This window comes from Pseudanabaena sp. 'Roaring Creek' (genome assembly GCF_001402795.1).
In the GTDB taxonomy this organism is placed as follows: domain Bacteria; phylum Cyanobacteriota; class Cyanobacteriia; order Pseudanabaenales; family Pseudanabaenaceae; genus Pseudanabaena.
The window spans coordinates 1-17,681 of sequence record NZ_LIRE01000659.1 but is presented as its reverse complement, the minus strand read 5'-3'; the positions used below and the strand labels follow the sequence as shown (position 1 = coordinate 17,681).

General features: G+C 42.4%; 13 protein-coding genes and 1 pseudogene. 8 read left to right on the top strand and 6 right to left on the bottom strand.

All coding sequences use genetic code 11. The annotated features are described in order from the left end of the window. Nucleotides 1-237: 237 nt before the first annotated feature. Nucleotides 238-726, bottom strand: coding sequence for an acetyl-CoA carboxylase biotin carboxyl carrier protein (gene accB, locus AC805_RS17615; protein WP_055076597.1), 489 nt, complete (start codon nucleotides 724-726; stop codon nucleotides 238-240). Further along, on the bottom strand, nucleotides 727-1,287 hold the full coding sequence (efp, locus tag AC805_RS17610; protein WP_055076596.1) for an elongation factor P: 561 nt from the start codon (nucleotides 1,285-1,287) through the stop codon (nucleotides 727-729). Between the two features lie 282 nt (nucleotides 1,288-1,569). On the opposite strand from efp, the gene trxA reads away from it, so the two are divergent. After that, nucleotides 1,570-1,887 carry a thioredoxin gene (trxA, locus tag AC805_RS17605; protein WP_055076595.1) on the top strand — a complete coding sequence of 106 codons (318 nt, stop codon included), beginning with the start codon at nucleotides 1,570-1,572 and terminating at the stop codon, nucleotides 1,885-1,887. A 126-nt stretch (nucleotides 1,888-2,013) separates the two neighbouring features. On the opposite strand, the gene AC805_RS17600 is transcribed toward trxA, so the two are convergent. Next, nucleotides 2,014-3,294, bottom strand: a complete 1,281-nt coding sequence (locus tag AC805_RS17600) for an ISNCY family transposase (protein WP_082429531.1) — start codon at nucleotides 3,292-3,294, stop codon at nucleotides 2,014-2,016. 235 nt (nucleotides 3,295-3,529) lie between these two features. Here AC805_RS17600 and AC805_RS17595 point away from each other — a divergent pair, with 235 nt between their 5' ends. Next, a complete protein-coding gene (locus AC805_RS17595; RefSeq protein ID WP_231663554.1) occupies nucleotides 3,530-3,886 on the top strand; it encodes an isoprenylcysteine carboxylmethyltransferase family protein in 357 nt (118 codons plus the stop codon). Here the strand turns inward: AC805_RS17595 and AC805_RS17590 are convergent. Together AC805_RS17590 and AC805_RS17585 are read right to left on the bottom strand one after the other, a co-directional pair. Further along, nucleotides 3,840-4,787: a ParB/RepB/Spo0J family partition protein gene (locus AC805_RS17590; protein WP_055076593.1), complete on the bottom strand. Its 948-nt coding sequence runs from the start codon at nucleotides 4,785-4,787 to the stop codon at nucleotides 3,840-3,842. The genes AC805_RS17595 and AC805_RS17590 overlap by 47 nt on opposite strands. Then, complete coding sequence (locus AC805_RS17585; RefSeq protein ID WP_055076592.1) at nucleotides 4,787-5,581, bottom strand: ParA family protein; 795 nt, start codon at nucleotides 5,579-5,581, stop codon at nucleotides 4,787-4,789. Before AC805_RS17585 ends, AC805_RS17590 begins: the two co-directional genes overlap by 1 nt. A gap of 538 nt (nucleotides 5,582-6,119) precedes the next feature. Here AC805_RS17585 and AC805_RS17580 point away from each other — a divergent pair. From AC805_RS17580 to AC805_RS17555, 6 genes are all read left to right on the top strand, one after another. Further along, nucleotides 6,120-8,960, top strand: a complete 2,841-nt coding sequence (locus AC805_RS17580; protein WP_055076591.1) for a DEAD/DEAH box helicase — start codon at nucleotides 6,120-6,122, stop codon at nucleotides 8,958-8,960. Between the two features lie 474 nt (nucleotides 8,961-9,434). Next, nucleotides 9,435-10,652, top strand: coding sequence for a hypothetical protein (locus AC805_RS17575; RefSeq protein WP_055076590.1), 1,218 nt, complete (start codon nucleotides 9,435-9,437; stop codon nucleotides 10,650-10,652). Nucleotides 10,653-10,661: 9 nt separating this feature from the next. Further along, the gene (locus AC805_RS17570; protein ID WP_055076589.1) at nucleotides 10,662-12,476 is read left to right on the top strand and encodes an ATP-binding protein; all 1,815 of its coding nucleotides are present in this window, start codon (nucleotides 10,662-10,664) and stop codon (nucleotides 12,474-12,476) included. 22 nt (nucleotides 12,477-12,498) lie between these two features. Next, nucleotides 12,499-14,586 (top strand): hypothetical protein, encoded by a 2,088-nt coding sequence (locus tag AC805_RS17565; RefSeq protein ID WP_055076588.1) that lies wholly within the window; start codon nucleotides 12,499-12,501, stop codon nucleotides 14,584-14,586. Nucleotides 14,587-14,667: 81 nt separating this feature from the next. Continuing rightward, on the top strand, nucleotides 14,668-17,016 hold the full coding sequence (locus AC805_RS17560; RefSeq protein WP_055076587.1) for an ATP-dependent helicase: 2,349 nt from the start codon (nucleotides 14,668-14,670) through the stop codon (nucleotides 17,014-17,016). Nucleotides 17,017-17,087: 71 nt separating this feature from the next. Further along, nucleotides 17,088-17,516 carry a sacsin N-terminal ATP-binding-like domain-containing protein gene (locus tag AC805_RS17555; protein ID WP_055076586.1) on the top strand — a complete coding sequence of 143 codons (429 nt, stop codon included), beginning with the start codon at nucleotides 17,088-17,090 and terminating at the stop codon, nucleotides 17,514-17,516. On the opposite strand, the pseudogene AC805_RS26495 reads toward AC805_RS17555, so the two are convergent. After that, a pseudogene (locus AC805_RS26495) lies at nucleotides 17,495-17,681 on the bottom strand (IS630 family transposase); the annotation flags it as partial. The gene AC805_RS17555 and the pseudogene AC805_RS26495 overlap by 22 nt on opposite strands.

Here is a 17,681-nt window from a genome sequence, read left to right as displayed (position 1 = left end):
AAAGTCCAAAAGTAAAAGCCTTGCTTAGCAAGGCTTTTACTTTTGGACTTTGAGAAAGGATTTACTTAGCAAAACCCTTTCTCAAAGTCTGTTTCAAATTATCAAGAACTCAAATGAGATTTACGCAATGAGATTTACGCAATGAGATTTACGCAATGAGAACAATTTTGACTAAGTTTAATTTGACTAAGTTTAATTTGACTAAGTTTAATTTGACTAAGTTTAATTTGACTAAGTTTAATTTGCTTCGACACGCATCAAAACTTGACCATATTCAACTGGTTGGGAATTATCTACGAGAATTTCCACAATCTTGCCAGAAGACTCCGATTCGATTTCATTCATCAACTTCATCGCCTCAATAATACAGACAGTGCTGCCTTTTTTGACGGTATCGCCAATCTCGACAAACGGGGCATCATCGGGGGATGGTGAGCGATAGAACGTGCCAACCATTGGCGAAGTTATTTCTATCAGCTTTTTAGTAGGGAGAGAATCAGCGATCGTAGGTGTTGGAGCTACAGGACTCGTTGGTGGACTTTCGATCGCCGTAGTTGTCGCTGGTGCTGCGGTGATGGCAGCAGGAACTTGTGGTGCAGCTACCATCCTAGTTTCGCTTTTGCGAATACTCAAACGAACATCGCCTGATTCTAGCGTTAATTCGGTAATATCCGTCTTATTTAGAATCGTGACTAGCTCACGTACTTGTTCTAAGCTAAATTCCACCTAATTTTCACGCCCCAAATACGTGTCTTCACGAGTATCAATCTTAATGCGATCGCCGATATTCACAAATAAAGGAACATTGATCGATGCGCCAGTTTCTACCTTAGCGGCTTTACTGCCGCCAGTTGCTGTATCACCTTTTAGCCCAGGATCGGTTTCGATAACCTCTAATACGACTGTGTTAGGTAGTTCAACCTCAATCACCCGATCGCCCCAACGCACGACATTAACTTCCATGCCTTCTTTGATATATTTGACACGGCTACCGATCTGAGCAGTAGTCAAATTCGCTTCTTCATAGCTCTGCATATCCATAAAGACATAATCATCACCGTCTTTATAGGTATGCTGCATGGAGCTTTTTTCTAGAACCGCCTGAGGAACCATTTCCCCAGCTCTGAAGGTTCTTTCTAAGTTTTTACCTGTCATGGCGCTTTTTAGCGTGGTGCGTACAAATGCCGAACCTTTGCCAGGCTTTACGTGTAAGAATTCAACTACACGCCAGACTTCGCCATCAAGTTCAATTGTTACGCCGGGTCGAAAATCGTTACTAGAGATCATTGCAGATTGAGTAATAGCCAAATGTAATTTTAGCCTAGCGATGTAACCTTTGCGACAAAAACAAATAAAAACCCAGAAGATGAGTGGTGGCGCAAAGCGCCGCTACTCATCTTCTAGGTTTGCGTATTGAGATGATTGGCGATCGCTAGTTTTGTCACAATCTCGTGAATTAAAGACCGAAATCAGTGGCAATGCCCAAAAAATTCTCTGGGTTTTAGGCAAGCTCAAAGCGCTGTAGAGAAAATTGCTATAGAATTGAGTTTTTAGAGGAGCGATCGTCCTATGTCAGTAAAAAAACAGTTTAGTAGTTTTGATGAATTACTAAAAAGTTCAGAAGCACCTATTTTGGTAGATTTTTATGCGCCTTGGTGTGGTCCTTGTCAATTGATGACGGGGATTTTGGATAGGGTGAGCGAAACTATGAAAGATAAGGTACAGATTGTGAAGATCAATACTGATAACTATCCCGATCTAGCCTCTCAATATCGGGTTTTTGCTCTACCAACTTTAGTTTTATTTAAAGATGGCGAACCCGTTGACCGAGTTGAAGGCGTAATTCAAGCCGATCCACTCTGCGATCGCATAGAGCATTACTTATAGCTGCTGCCAACTGTATCAGGACATAAAACCCCGAAGAGAGTTGCCGCGCTCCGCGCGGCAACTCTCTTCGGGGTTTTGCTTTTGTCCTAATAAAACTGGCGGCACAGCAATTCTCATTATGGAAATTTAACTACTGTTAGGTGGGAGATCTAGGTCTAAGCCAAGAATCATAAAAGTCAGAAGATGATCCCAACTATCAAAAACAAGATACCGAGTTAAGGCTCGTAAATCATTAAAAAAGGTTTTGCGGGTAGGCAAATGAGAGGGCAATAGTTGGTACTTATCATCCACCAAATCCAATAATGTGTGAAATAGTAGGGACAAAATATTAAGCGTGACTAGGAATGATGCGAGGTGCTCTTTGCCATGTCCAAAATTGTGTTCTAGGTTGTAACCCTTGGTTTTGAGAGTATTGTTGTTTTCATTTTCCACTTTCCAACGAGTACGACCAGCTAAGACAATTTCCACCACTGTTTGCTCTGTAATCGGATGATTAGTTGCAAAAGAGTTTTTATAAACTACTTTGCCATCAGGGCTGGTCACAGTTAGTTCACACCAGTTAACCAGCAAAGCATCGTCACCATCTTTTATAGGTAGCCCATTAAGATATCGGTAGGTATACGTCTGTAGAACTTTCCCTGTCCAATTATTGACAACCACAGTTGGTAAGGCAATCCCTTCAAGATGATCATACATAGTGGGATGAGATTCGGGACGGCAGACTAAGATGAAGTTGAACCGCTGCTCTAATAGCATTTGGCAAAGGGGTTGGCGAGAATAGAGGTCATCACCCAAAACAGTTACCTTTAATGAACTGTACTTACTGCCATGTTGTAACAACCACCTTTTTGCGGCTGTATTTTCACAGTCTTGCTTGTCATTTCCATCCTGCGGCACAATAAATTCTGGTACGAGGGGAATAACTTGAGACTGATGAGGACTGACGATAACTGGTGTGACTACACTATGAAAGTAATGGATTTCTCCTGATTTCATTTTTCTCGTCGAACATTGGGGACAGTGGATTTGTTTTGAACTAAAGTACTCAGTCCCATCTAGCGCCATTAATAGGTTGTTTGCGAATGTCCGAAATCCTTGCAGTTTGCCCTTTTGCTCTATCGTCTCCAAAATTTTCTCAAATACTGGAAACATTTCTTTCGGTTTTATCGGGTCTAACAAGTCTCGGATGTGGTTATCCGTTGGTATTTTATGCACTCCAAATAGACTTTGGGCATTGCTCCTGCCTTTTGTTTGCTCTATTGTCCGCTGGTAACTCAAGAAGGATGGGCTTTGAGTGAAAAATACACTGAACGCACTGAGGGCTGCATCTTCCATGCCATAGCGACTATTCTTGCCAGTACGCTTGTCTGGCAATGATTCTAGTAGTTGTCGAAAAAATCCTACTATTGTGTCGAACGATCCTTGTTGTTTCAAAGATCTTGCCCTGCATGAATCATGATCATCCTGATGACATTAACAATAACCCTAATATCAATGGTTTGACTAGCTTGCTTTCATAATGAGAATTGCTGCTAGCTGAGAATAAATCTTGGATTTCCTCCAGTGTTGCGCCGAATGGTGGCCCATCAGGATGATTGTGCGCCCAGAATAAGGCAATTAATTCTCCCATTGGTTAATGATCTTGCTAGGACGATCACTTTTCGATCTCGGTCAAAATCTGACTCCATTACCACATCCTAGGGATGATGGTCAGTTAGTGCAAACAGGTATCTATAGTTTGGTGCGTCATCCTTTATATAGTGGTGTTATTTTACTTGCCTTTACTTATGCGAGTTGGCAAATAAGTTGGGTACATTTTATAGGTGCGATCGCTCTATTCATTTTCTTTGATGCTAAAGTGACAAAAGAGGAAGTTTGGCTTACAGAAAAATTTCCCGCCTATGCCAACTATCGTACTTCTGTAAAAAAGTTAATTCCTTGGATTTATTGGCTTATGATGGCTCTTCCTGCGCGATTAAAGCTTCAATCTGAGCTATAAGTTTTTCTAAGGACTTTTGCTTTTTCTTGTCATCCCAAACTGGTAATTTTTTTAGCTTCTGGATAGAACTCGTAAACCTAGACTTTAATGTAACTGGTCTTTCACTAGCTTGATCTGCTTTGATATCGCGGATTTTCTCCTTGATCTGTACTAGTGATAGGCTCTTGTTAATAGTTTCATTTAATAATGATTGTCTCAGATTAGCATCTTTAACTGTAGCGATCGCTGTTGCTTTGGTGTATTCGATTTGACCTTGACGTATAGCTTCTAGCACTTCCATCGGTAAATTGAGTAAAGGTAGCCGATGGGATATAAAAGTTTCCCACTTGACTAAGCCAAATCCTTCAAAGGTTGCTTTGATAATTTCAGCTTCTGAATCGCTTACAGTATTCTTTTCAACCTCACCACGAACTTCATGACGCATCCGATACAAAGTGGCGATCGCTTGTTCTTGAGAAATTCTTAACTTCAGAGCCAAAATTTGTAAAATAGCCTCGGTTTCTTCGACAGGATTAAGGTTCTCTCGATGTAAGTTTTCAACCAATCGAATTAAACTGGCTTCTTCGTCTGATAACTCTTTGACAATAGCAGGAATTTGTGAAAGTCCAATTTCTTTACAAGCTCTAAAGCGTCGTTCTCCAGCGACTAGCTCATAATGATCAGAGTACTGATCTGATTTTATTGACCTTAATAAAATTGGTTCTAAAACACCATGCTGCTTGATCGAAGCAACTAATTCCTGCATTTTTTCAGGATCAAAATAGCGGCGGGGCTGTTTAGTGGGTAGATCAATTTTGGTGATTTCAATCTCTCGATTTAGCCTAAAATCTTCATCTTCATCTAGCAGTAGTGGAGCTAAATTTTTTAACTTTGTTCTATCAGAATTTAAATTTTTCTGCATTACAGTGCCTCCATTGCTAACGATAGTTCATCAAAAACTGCTAAAACTGCCAAGTGATTTTCGCTTTTCTTCTTAATGTATTCCAGAAAAGGCTTGCCATATTGAGATGCTTCAGATACAGCAGTAGCACGAGGTAATGGAGAGAATACCGTGCCGATCTGGGATAATTGTGAATTAATAGATTCAAGGGTATGACGATCCATGGAGTTGCTAGACCAATATCTCGTGGGCAAAAAACCTGCGATCGCTAAGCTTTTATTCAGCTTACGACGAATTGTTCGGAATGTTCCTAATAACATATCAGTGCCCATCAAAGCTTTGTACTGAGTTTCAATTGGCACTAACATATGAGTTGCTGCTACTAAACAATTGATACTTAACAGCCCTAGGCTAGGTGGACAATCAATCAGAATAAAGTCATAGGCATCAAGAATAGGTTCTAAAATTTCTTTGAGCCGAAATTCACGCTGTATGGCTGTAGCTAAGCGGATTTCAGCATTTGCCAAAGCAACTGATGAGGGAGCCAAACTCATTTTGTGTAACTGTTCTGGGTAGATCGATATGGCAACTTTATCATTCTCATTTTCTGGTTCCTCTGCGATAAGTGCATCGTAAATTGTGTTCTGTAAATTTGTAATATCAATCCCCATGAAAATTGTTAATGAAGCTTGCGGGTCCATGTCTACTAATAGGACTCGATGATCTCTTAAAGCAAGGTGATAGCCCAAGTTTTGGGTAACTGTAGACTTACCAACTCCGCCAGCTTGATTAAATAATGCAATAATTTTAGTCATAGCTTTTGGGCAGTTTTGACAAAGCTGTTTTACAATACAACATTTTTTGGAACTTGTAACTTTTTGAGTGAGTTATTCTGACTTATATTTCTGGTTACAACGTTGTAACCAGAAATATAAGTTGCCACTAAAAATCTCCAAAGTCTTTTATGTAAACAATCTTGGTATGGCTAAATCAGTTTTTTAACCCTAAAACCCAAAAGCCACGTCGAATATATACAAGCATTATCAAGAACTATATCAGTCAGAAAAGTTTGAGTATATTATTTCTGGTAAAAACATCTAGATTGAGCACATTATTTCTACAGGACAAACTACTAGATCTTGACGATGGTATGACCAAGAACTTGATGAATGGGTGATTTTACTTTAAGGTGAAACTGAATTTCCCTTTGCTTCTGACGGTACGAGATTAAAAATAAAAGCTGGCGATGATTTGTATAGCTTGAGCCAAACATCCAAGTGCTTGAGAAAAATCCTAAAAAAGCCAAACCTGCTAAAGTAGCAGGCCCCACCTAAAAATGCTACAGGAAAATATATGCCCAATCCATCTGATCGTCCTATTGACTACGCAGCGATCGCCCGTTCAGTAATGAAACCATCGGGACAAAAGCCTGCGTGGTTAGTCGAAGGTCAGTCTATATATGCTCCTAATCACGCTCAAGGAATTGGGAAAATAACCGCTATTTTAGGCGATCGCCTCATAGCCAAATTTCCCAACTATTCAGTACCTGTAATCATCACAAACTGGCAAGAAGCAATCAATCGTCAAGAAATATTGCCAGCTAACAGTCAGCAAATAACATCAGAAATTATCCGTGAACAGGAAATCTATGATGTAAGTGAAGAAGACATCGCCACGATTCCGCAGCCAGAATTTAGAGAAATTGCACTCAACTTTCAAGCGTCTCTTGCGGCAATTCGCGTAACGGAAAGTACAGAAGGAGAGGCTCATAGATTACCTGTGGATCTGCCTATCATTTTGCAAGAAGCATTGAGGGAACAAGGATATACTCACCTGTGGTCACATCAAATACAGTCGCTAGAAGCGATGAGAAACGGTAAAGATCTGTTACTCGCAACACCAACAGCAAGTGGGAAAACCCTGTCATTTTTACCAGCAATCCTAGAAACTTGCATTCAAGATCCACAGGCGACTGCACTACTAATTTTTCCTTTAAAGGCGCTAGCAATCGATCAACTGTCAAAACTTGAAGCGATCGCCAAGCCTATGGGATTACACACGGGAATGATGACAGGAGATATGCTAAAGGCAGAACGACTCAAACTCTTCACGCCTCAAGCACCACAAATCTTGTGTATTAGTCCCGATTTACTCCACCATCAACTTAATCGCATTCGCTACCGTCACGAATGGCAGACATGGCGAGATTTCTTAACCAGATTACGTTATGTCGTGATTGATGAAGCCCATACATATCGTGGTAGCTTTGGCGGACATTTTGCTAATCTAATACGCCGATTGCGATTAGCAGTTGATCGACTTGAAGGTAATAGCGATCACATTCAGTATGTCCTATCCACAGCGACGATTGGTAACCCGATTGAATTAACAAAGCGAATCACAGAAAGAAGCGATCGGCTTGTATATATCAATCGCAGTGGCGCAAGGACAGCAGGGCGGACAATTCTCTGTTTAAATCCTACGGCTCGAACTAACACAGAAGCTAGTCGATTGATTTTAGAATGGCTGGAAAGAGGACTAAGCGGCATTGTTTTTTGTAATACTCGCGCAGGGGCAAAGTCATTGCTAGCTCTGATGAATGCAGAATTAGAACGACAGAAGCGAGGAGATCTAAAAGCATCGCTGGCTCTTTTTTATGGTTCACTACGCAGCGATCGGCGCAACCAGATTATTGAATCAGTCAAACAAAATAAAGTACGGGTAATATTTGCCACGTCTGCGCTAGAAGCAGGTATTGACCTGCCCGAATTAGATTGTTGCTTAATCAAAGGCTACCCAGGATCATTGATGAGTTTTTATCAACGGATTGGCAGAGCAGGAAGGCATCAGCATGGGCTAGTTGTGTTTTTACCATCCTTGGGAGATCCACTTGATTATTACTACGGTAGCAATCCTCAGATGCTTCTTGATGGAGAAGTTGAACGCGCCCTTTGCAATCCCAACTATCACTCAATTCTCAGTAAGCATCTCCGTTGTGCGGCAAGTGAAAGCATGATTCCAGCCAGTGAAGTCAAACAACGCTTTGGCGATAATGCTGGCAATATTACTAATGAACTTCTCAATCAAAAAGCATTACAACTTAATGAAAAATCAGGCGATCTCTTTACCCATGACCACCCGCATAACTCGGTTAATCTAAGAGGAGCAACTCAAGATTCAGTCATGCTGGTAGACGGTAATACCAATCAAGAACTGGAAGAATTATCGCTACTACAGGCTTATCGTGAAGTATTTCCTAATGCGATATACGCTATGCAGAGTAACGATGGAAATTTGCAATATTATCGATCGCGATCGCTAGATCTAGAATCCAAACAAGCCAGCTTAATGCTTCTTGACTCAGAGCCGAAACTCCGCACACAGGCTACACAAGACATGACTATTAAGCCAATGGAGCATCTGCGTGAGCCAAGATTAGTTTCTTTAAATCTAAAGGATAGTAAATTACGCTTGACCCTTAGCTGGGCTGAAATTACGAATCATGTGACAGGCTATAACTTGATCAGCAAAGTGAGAACAATTACCTGTAGCTATCTCCGTTGTTCACGTTACCATCAACCAATGCAGTCTGATATTTGTACTGCCTGTAGCAAACCAACTAGATTAGCTGAAATTACAGAAGTCGAAGAAGAAAATCTATTTGATGTAGCCTATACGACTCAGTATCAAGCCCCAGTATTGAGGATTGAGATGAATTTAGAGTTAGCGGAGCCATTACAAGAATATGCCAATAAACTCAAACAACAGATAGAGAATCAATTTGGCAATGAAATTCCTTCAGAACTTACACCGCTATTTCAAACTGAGCCTGCCGATCTAGCCTTGCATTCAATTTGTCATCAGATTGGGATTGCCGTCCCTTTATTAGTACTGAGCGATCGCCAAGATTTGAATAGCTATTGTGAAACCGAGAAAAATCGAGTCAACACATTAAAGACAATTGCATATTTTTTTGATACGACCGATGGCGGTAATGGCACTTGTGAGGAATTATTCGATCGCTTTGAAGCGTTTGCCGTTCGCGCTGCTCAATTAGTTGAGGCTTGTGACTGTCAATATGGCTGTCCAAGATGTCTAATGGATGCGCGTTGTCCACAGGATAATCAAGCCTTGAATAAAGCTTTAGGTTTGTTCTTACTCCAATCTATTAGTGATGAATCAGAATATTTTTAAATGATCGCTCAGTTGGCTAAGTTGTTCTTTTGTTTGAGCATAGACGAAGGATATGCATAATGGCTTTATGCTTGATTTTGTTTGAGCATAGATGAAGGATATGCATAATGGCTTTATGCTTGATGAGGATAATGTTTAAGTATTTGAAACGAAACTCAAGGAAACGAAGCAGCTTGAAGTTGCTGCTTAGATCTAAGGACTCTCCTCAGCAGGAATTGATAACTTACAACTTGCTCAGTCTTAGTTTTAGATTTTAGACTGACTTTTCCCGTAATTGGCTGCTAATTCGTAAACATTGCTTTTTTGTCACACTAAAACCCGAAAATCTCTGTTATATTCGCTGTATAACTTGATAGGTTCTTCTTAGTCATACCGACAAAGGTAAACTATGCAATCTTAATTGATGAACTTCAGCTAAGGTTAAATATAACTCAGACTAAACTTACTAAGAAAGTAGGTCAATAGGGATTAGTAGTGCGATTTGATCTTAATTTACGGGATAAGGTACGCAGTCAGTTTCGGGATATTGCTAGGGAGATGCAGGGATGGCAAGTGCGATCGCGCCTGCTAGACGACGAAATCGATCGCGCCCGATCGCAGATTTGTTTGTTTGGGCATACGACGTTACGCGATCGCTTGAGCGTTGGTGGTGTGGATGGCAGTGGCGATTTTCCTTTGCTGAGTTATGCTGACTCGTTTATATATCTGGCGTTAGCTCAGGCAACGGTGTATGAGGCGAATCGGATTACGGGTTTGTGGGAGCAAGGTCCTGCGCCAGAGATTGTCTTTGAGTCGGCATGGTTGCCTGAAAGTAGTGAAGAAGCTCCAGAGGTACTCGATCGCTTTCATGAGAGGCTTGCGGGGATGTCTTTGGTGGATGTGGTGGATGCTTCGGACTATCGACTGCTGAAGGCGAAGGAGATTCGCAAGACATCGAGTGTGCAAACGTTACTGAATAATCTGGTGCGTCCTCATGCTAGTGATACGGGGAATTTGGCGATTCAGTTGCGATCGACGGCTGAACTGGGGGCAGCACTGAGGCTGATCCAGTCTGAGACTTGTCCTGACTATTTGCTGATGGACACGACTTTTTCGTTGCCTTTGTTGTCTTCGACTAGCTCTTTGTTTTACGAGCATTTGAAACGTTTGTGTTGTGTTGAAGCGTTGCGTCAGGGCAAGGGATTTTTTGCGTTGTCGAAGTCTCACGGTTTGCCAGCAATGGACTCATTGGAGGAGTTGGCGCGCGATCGCCGAGGTTTGGAGGGCAATCAAGTGGCGGAACATTGGTATTTGCGGATTCCTGAAGTTGGTCGTGAGGGATGGACGTTATCGCTATGTGAGGGGAGACGATTGCCACCCGCAGGAGCAGTTTCGTATTTGGTGAGGTTTCATCGCTCGACTCCAGTATTGCGGCTAGATATGGATGTGAATTATTGGGAGAGGTTTGTGAAGGGTGGGACGGATGAGGAGACGATCGCAAGGGAACGGAGAATTTTTGAGGACTTAGACTATGCTTGCCATGACCAGAGGGTTTATGGCTATCCCTATCCGATTAAGGCGGCTCACGATCGCGCATCGTTAATGCAGTCGGAACGGGTGGCGATGCGGAAGCAGTTGATTGCTGAGGCAGTTTCGGCGGGAATGAGTCCGTCGCTATTTCGTGACCCTTCTTTAGCGACAGGACATCGGTAGGAGTAAAAAATGTACGCAAACAATATTACAGATAATCAGTCGCAGTCTAGTTTTGATCAGTTGCTGGCGCAGTTGGGGCGAGAGTTTGGGGTGTTGGCGGAAAGTGATACCTATCAGCTCACGGTGATTGCTCACAATACGGATGTTGCGGTGGGGGATTTGTTTTTGTTGCCGAGCCGTCGCGGACATCGCGATCGCTTTTATATTTTTCGGACAACGCAGTATGCGAATATTCTCAACCGTTCCTTGGAGATGGCAGATATTGCGCGAAACCGTTTGACGATGCCTGACTCCTATTTTAGTCAGGACTTTCAGGAGGAGTTGCTGCTGGAGTTGAAGGGGATTGTGTTGGGCTATGCAGAGGTGGCGGAGGATGGTTGGGCTTTTTTCCGTCCGCGACGGTTGCCTGAACATTTGACGCAAGTTTATCAGGTGACGCGAGACTGTGCAGTGGTTTTGCGGGAACTGTTGGCGAGTCAGTTGGGAAGGGATGGTCTATTTATGGGGCATCTGTTGGCGGGAGAGCAAGCCTTGGAGAATGTGCCAGTGTATTTGCCTGCCTATGCGTTGTCGCACCATATTGGGGTATTTGGGCGCACGGGGGCAGGGAAGAGTAATTTGATGATGGTGTTGTTGAAGTCGGTTTTGGATTACAACCGACAGACTCAACAGACGAAGGGGAGTATTTTGGCGATCGATCCCCATGATGAGTTCCGCTATTGGCATCGGGCGACGGGTGGTGCGGATGGGATTCATGGGATTGTGACGGGCTATAGTTCGGCTGAGCAAGTGGAGCTGGTTAAGCCTTTTTATTATCTGAGTGCGAGGGAGGTGGGGAATGAGCCTTTGGCGCGACAGGTGTTTTTGTCCCGTGCGGATGTGTTGCCTGATGATTTGATTGGGATTACGGATTTTAGCGAGCAGCAGGTGGCTTTTGCTCAGTATCAGTTTGCGCGTTGGGGTGAGCAGTGGATTAGCCGATCGCTGATGGGTGATACGCAGGGTGCAGAGAATGATTTTGAGGGAAATGTTGAGTTTTTAGCAGGAACGATCGCCGCAGTGCAGAGACGATTGAGCTTTTTGCGGAGGGGGCAGACGAGGTTATTTTTGCCGTTCGATCCTGATGGTGGTTATGGATATGAGTCTTTGTTGCCTGAGATTATCTGTGCGTTGGAGCAGGGTCGAGTGTTGGTGGTGGATACGACGTTGATGGGTGAGTTGGAGCAGTTTTTGCTGACGACGGTGGTGGCGAGGACTTTGTTTGGGTTGCGCCGATCGCTTCGTAGTGTGACCGATCCAGAGGATTTACCGATCGCGATTCGTCGATCGCTGAGTAATGACGATGAGCAGGGTCAGGTGGGTTTGAGATCGCTAGCGGATGAGTTGGTGTTGAGGTTGGAGGATGGGCGTTTGCCTTATTTGGAGAATGGGGTTTTGAGGACTAGCGATCGCTTGCCCTATGTGAATGTGGTGGTGGAAGAGGCTCCGAGTGTATTAAATCCGCAACGGATGAAGTTCGGTTCGGTGTTTCGCGATATTTCGCGACAGGGACGCAAGTTTGGGATTGGTTTGACGGTAGTTTCGCAGCAGGTTTCAGAAATCGATGCTGGGGTTTTGACGCAAATTAATACGGAGTTGACGATGGCTTTGGGTAATGAACAGGAGCGCAGGGAGGCAATTCGTAATGCTTCGGCGGATTTGTCGGGGTTTGAGAGGGAGTTGCAGGTGATGAGTAAGGGTCAAGCGTTGGTTTCGGCTTCTTATAAAGATGTCCCTTTGCCTGTGAAGATTCCTGATTTTGATAGTTTGTTTTTGGAAGATTAGATCGAGTATTAAGTGAAAAGATATGGCACGAAAGGATAGATCAGGTGTTAAATATGAGGTGCTTATTGAATCTTCTTTAATTCATTTGGGATATAAATCAAATTCTGAAGATGGTAAGAACTATATTCGACCTACAAGTCGAGGATTATCTGTTATACCTGAGACTTATATTCAGCCTGATTTGATTGTTAGAAATAATTGCGAGATACAAGCAATTATTTATGTAACTCATTGGAGTCGTAGAAGAAACTCAAGTCTTAAGTTCTGGCGGACTTGGGAGGAAGCATCTCAACAAAAAATTATATTAGGTAATCAATTTCTCACAATAAATTGTATTTTTGAAGCTTTAGATTCTATTTCTGAACCCAATATATACAATGATTCAGATGATTTACCTCAAGATAGGGATCGGGAAGTAGTATTTCCTGTTAAGTTACATGGCTGGGATGCTGGAATAGGTTGGGCTATTGTTGAGGCGTTTGATGTATCTATTGTTTTCCCTTTAGAATATCAACCTACAATGTTAGAGAGTCCTTCTGGGCTTTATCAACATGATCCTAAAACAGATCTCTTACTTGAGCAAGCATTAAATAAAACTGCTAAAGAATATCTTTTCTCTCAATGGAATTTACTAAGATCAATTCGTCATCAAAGAAATGAAAATTTACAAAAGCTAGAAGAAATACACAGTAGATTTAGAATAGGACTTCTTCATATATACATTTTCTATCGTGTGTTTCAAACTTTCATTAAAGATAATGATTGGAAAATTTTAGATTTTATTAGAGCTTTTACAGGGATTAGTGAGACACAATTTGTGATCACAGATCTAACTAAAACAGAAGCATTTAAGCACATTGAAATAGAAAGAATTACTGATGCTTTTACTCTGTTGTCTCAAATATATGTTCGCAAAGGAAAAAATTCTGAGACATTGTGTAATGTTGATATTAAGAAAACAATTGCTATTCCTTTAGGTGTTTTACAAGTTAAGTTTAATAGTGATTTAAAGATATGTTTGCAAGATCTTACAAAACATATTTCTGAAAGTGATTTTATAGAAACAATTGATAAAGCCTTCAAAAAATTTGATCAGTCATACCTAATAGAAGAAGTTTTTGAGGATTTAGCTAATCCAAATTTAATATCTCTTAAGGAAAATTTTGTTCGTAGCGTTTTTTCTGTGTTGCTAAAAGATATTGAAGAACTTAAGAAAGGATTTGTATATCATGTAGAGCAGGATAGTCAGGTTAAGAGAAATATTTCATTACATAAACAGAACTGGATATTAGAAATCTTGATTTATCTGTGTGGTCTTGAAATGGAGGACATATACTCTCAATTTATACCAATATTTGATAGGTTGGGTCACAGTTTACGTGCTCATGCTCCTTATGGAGACGAAAATAAGTTGTTAGCCTATCTTCTTCAAGGCAAGGATATTTGTGCTCATTGGTCGGCTAGAGGTAAAAATAGAACTTTATTAGCAGAAGAGTTTAAACTTCTTACTTGGCAAGCTGTTTCTGAAACGATAGTGAAATCTTTTATTGCTAAGGGAGCAATTATTAAAAGTAAAGATTATGTGATCAAGCGATATCTAGAAAGTAAGTCAATGCGAGTAATTAGCTCAGACTTAAATGGCATATATATAGTTATTGAGTATTATCTAGGCGATTTATGTCATTTCGTGTTTAGTGAGGAAAATGAGAATGTTAAACAGTCAAATAATAGAATATGTTCAACTTGGCTCACTGATGTAATAGAAGAATTGTGGGGTAGTAGACCTCTAGAAACTTGGATGACTGGCATTACGAACAATCAGAAGTGGTTCATTAAAGTTATTTCGTCTCAGGATGGACATGAATCAGATAAAACTAAAGAACTTGCTGGTCGTTGTCGTGCAATACGACTCGCTTGGTCACATGGACAAAATCCTCGCGATCGCACTCAATGGACATTTAGCGAACGACCACTTCCAAAACTAGCTTTAGTCCTTGACGGTGATTGGGACGCAAACAAAAAACGAAACCTCTACGAAGCAGGGTGGGATTGGGTTGGAGACGTTGCCCAACTTGGCGAACTTCGTAGGCTGATTCAACAAGATGGATAAAAACTAGCGAATCCCCAAAATTAACTTTTTACTGATCGATCTTGTAACTCCCAAAATCTGAAACTTCAAACCCATCCAAGCATGACATCCACTAACCCTGTCCCCCAATATTCAAAAAGCTTAATTACACTCAACGACTTTTATCGCGCCTATAGCACCTTTCGCAAACTACCCAACGACGAACAAGCACAAGCGATCGCCCAACCACCAGATGCACCACTCTTTATCGTTGCAGGACCTGGCACAGGAAAAACCACCTGCCTCAGTCTGCGGATTCTCAAACTGATCCTAGTTGACGGAATCTTACCAAAAGCAATCATCGCTACCACATTTACCAAAAAAGCTGCTGCCGAACTGCGATCGCGGATACTCGGTTGGGGCTTTCAACTGATAGAAGCACTACAAGCAGACCCAGAAATTGCCGAACCAACCAAAGCCCAACTCACCAAAGTAGATATCAACCAAATCCTCACAGGAACAATCGATAGCCTTTGCGAACAAATTCTCCGCGACTTTCGCGACCCCGCAACCCAACCACCGATCCTCGCCGACGACTTCGTATCCAAAACCCTATTACTGAGAGCAGGACTATTCAACAATCGGCGCGATCGCGACAGTGACCTAGACGAATATCTCTTAGGCATCCAAGGAGCTAAATGGGGTTGGAACATCGGCAAAAAAGTCGGCTTACTGCAAGTAATTTGGGATCGTAGATTTCAAGATCGGATTGACTGGGATAGCTTTCTGGCTAGTGGGACATCTGAAACAGAACAATCCGCACTTAATCAGATTGGCGCAGCGATCGCCGACTACCAAAAAGAGCTAAGCGACAGGCTCATGGTAGATTTTGCCCTGCTAGAGTATGAAGTCCTCAAACGTTTGCAAGCAGGAAAACTCACCGAATTTTTTCACCAGATTCAAATCGTCTTAGTTGACGAGTACCAAGATACCAACCCACTCCAAGAAAGCATCTATTTTGAACTGGCCAAGGCTTGCAATGGTGCGATCGCAGTCGTTGGTGACGACGATCAGAGTCTCTACCGTTTTAGAGGGGCAACCGTTGAGCTTTTTAGCAACTTTAGCGATCGGTACGAAACAGTCTTTGGCAACAAACCCACAACCATCTTCTTAAGAACCAATTACCGATCCACCCAAAACATTATCCAGTTCGTCAATAACTACGCCACCCTTGACCTCAGCTACCAAACTGTCAGAGTCAAAAACAAACCCAGCCTCCTACCCCGTCCTAATGCCGATGCTGGTATACCCATATTAGGAATGTTTAGGCAAGACATGGATACCCTCGCCAAGGACTTAGCAGACTTCATTGCCAAAGTCTTTCGAGATGATGGGTACACCATACCCGACGGCAACACTATTCAAGGCAACTCAGCAGGTGGCGACGTTGGCGATTGCGCCTTGTTATGCAGCAGTCCCGCCGAGTACAACAGCAGTGGCAATCCTCGCTTACCGTTGCTGTTACGCCAAAAGTTAGCAGATAACTCGACTATAGAAGTCTTCAACCCAAGGGGACAAGACCTCACCGAAATCGAGGTGGTCGCCCAGTTCGGCGGACTATTGCTAGAGTGTCTCGATCCAGCAGGTGCGATCGAAACTACGATCAGAGACTTAAACGACATTGTGCCTGTCTTCACAAAATGGAGAGAAATTGCGATCGACCTTGCCAGTTCGCCAAATGCCCCTAATGGACTTCTAGCATTTGCTCAAAGTTGGGCAGAACGCAACCCCAAAAAAGCAGGGTTTCGCTGGTCTCCGAGCGTCCCCGTCCTCGAACTCATTTACGGACTGCTCCACTATTTCCCCTTTCTCCACGACGATCCAGAAGGGCAAATTTACCTAGAAGTCTTTACTCGCCAAGTTTCAGCTTGCCAACAGGTGGGCAAATTTTCAGGACGAATCATCACCGATCCTGATAACTCAAGCTTGGCTGAAGCATCCGTCAAAGAGTTGTTACGCAATTTCCTTGCCCCGATCGCCTCTGGCACAGTCAAAGTTAATGAGGACTTGATGGAAGCATTTCCACGCGATCGGCTCAGTATCCTCTCCATTCACCAATCTAAAGGACTAGAGTTTCCTCTAACCATCGTTGATGTGGGGTCTGATTTCAAAACCAATCACCATGCCCACAAGTTCAAGCGATTCCCAGAAAAGGGGGGAACCCCACACACAATGGAAGACTTACTGCGTCCCCACACCGATTTGAATGCATCAAGTCGTAATGGGCGCGATCGCACCTTTGACGACCTGTATCGCCAGTACTTTGTGGCGTATAGCCGTCCCCAAGAAGTTTTGCTATTGGTTGGATTGAATCCCACCTTACCTGAGGACAGAGTATCTAACGTGGCGACTGGTTGGAATCGTGATAACAAATCCACTTGGAGGGGAAATCGACCGTTCATAGAAATTTGAATTTCTATCGCGATTCAAAAACAGTCAGTAAATGCTCTTACAAAATTTTAGATATTTAAGGAAAACCAATTATGAATACACCACACAAGAATCAAAATAACCGTTTGGGTGGAGGACAGACAGTTTCTCTAATTTCAACCATTAAAAGACTAATTCGCGCCTATCCAGGGGGACTAGGCATCGTTAAAGAGCTTATCCAAAATGCTGACGACGCAGAAGCAAGGACTGTCCAAATCACTTTAGATTGGAGAAATCATCATATTGACGATCTGCCTGAGCCAAACATGGAGCAGTTCTTACAACCTGCACTGCTCATCTTTAACGATGCCGCATTTAAAGAAAAAGATTTTGATGCAATTCAAAAGATTGGCGAGGGCAGTAAGCAAACGGATCTCACGAAGGCAGGTAGATTTGGTCTAGGCTTTAACTCTGTTTACCATCTCACCGATTACCCCAGCTTTGCCTCTCTAGTAGCCAGTCAAGTAATTATTGACTGGTAGAGGCGAAGCAATTTAATGCGAGCATCAGCAGTAGTAAATTGCCAATTGACTTTACAAGAGAGAGAATTCCTGCGATTTTCCCAAGCCGAGACTTCCTGAATCAAAAGCTGTTTATCAGGAATACGACGGTCGAGACATTGGCGATTTAAAACACTCAACTCAATT

What these genes read in the sequence shown, in the direction of transcription:
- efp (WP_055076596.1), bottom strand. Translation starts at nt 1,287, where the DNA reads ATGATCTCTAGTAACGATTTTCGACCCGGCGTAACAATTGAACTTGAT.
- trxA (WP_055076595.1), top strand. Translation starts at nt 1,570, where the DNA reads ATGTCAGTAAAAAAACAGTTTAGTAGTTTTGATGAATTACTAAAAAGT.
- AC805_RS17590 (WP_055076593.1), bottom strand. Translation starts at nt 4,787, where the DNA reads ATGCAGAAAAATTTAAATTCTGATAGAACAAAGTTAAAAAATTTAGCT.
- AC805_RS17585 (WP_055076592.1), bottom strand. Translation starts at nt 5,581, where the DNA reads ATGACTAAAATTATTGCATTATTTAATCAAGCTGGCGGAGTTGGTAAG.
- AC805_RS17580 (WP_055076591.1), top strand. Translation starts at nt 6,120, where the DNA reads ATGCCCAATCCATCTGATCGTCCTATTGACTACGCAGCGATCGCCCGT.
- AC805_RS17570 (WP_055076589.1), top strand. Translation starts at nt 10,662, where the DNA reads ATGTACGCAAACAATATTACAGATAATCAGTCGCAGTCTAGTTTTGAT.
- AC805_RS17565 (WP_055076588.1), top strand. Translation starts at nt 12,499, where the DNA reads ATGGCACGAAAGGATAGATCAGGTGTTAAATATGAGGTGCTTATTGAA.
- AC805_RS17560 (WP_055076587.1), top strand. Translation starts at nt 14,668, where the DNA reads ATGACATCCACTAACCCTGTCCCCCAATATTCAAAAAGCTTAATTACA.
- AC805_RS17555 (WP_055076586.1), top strand. Translation starts at nt 17,088, where the DNA reads ATGAATACACCACACAAGAATCAAAATAACCGTTTGGGTGGAGGACAG.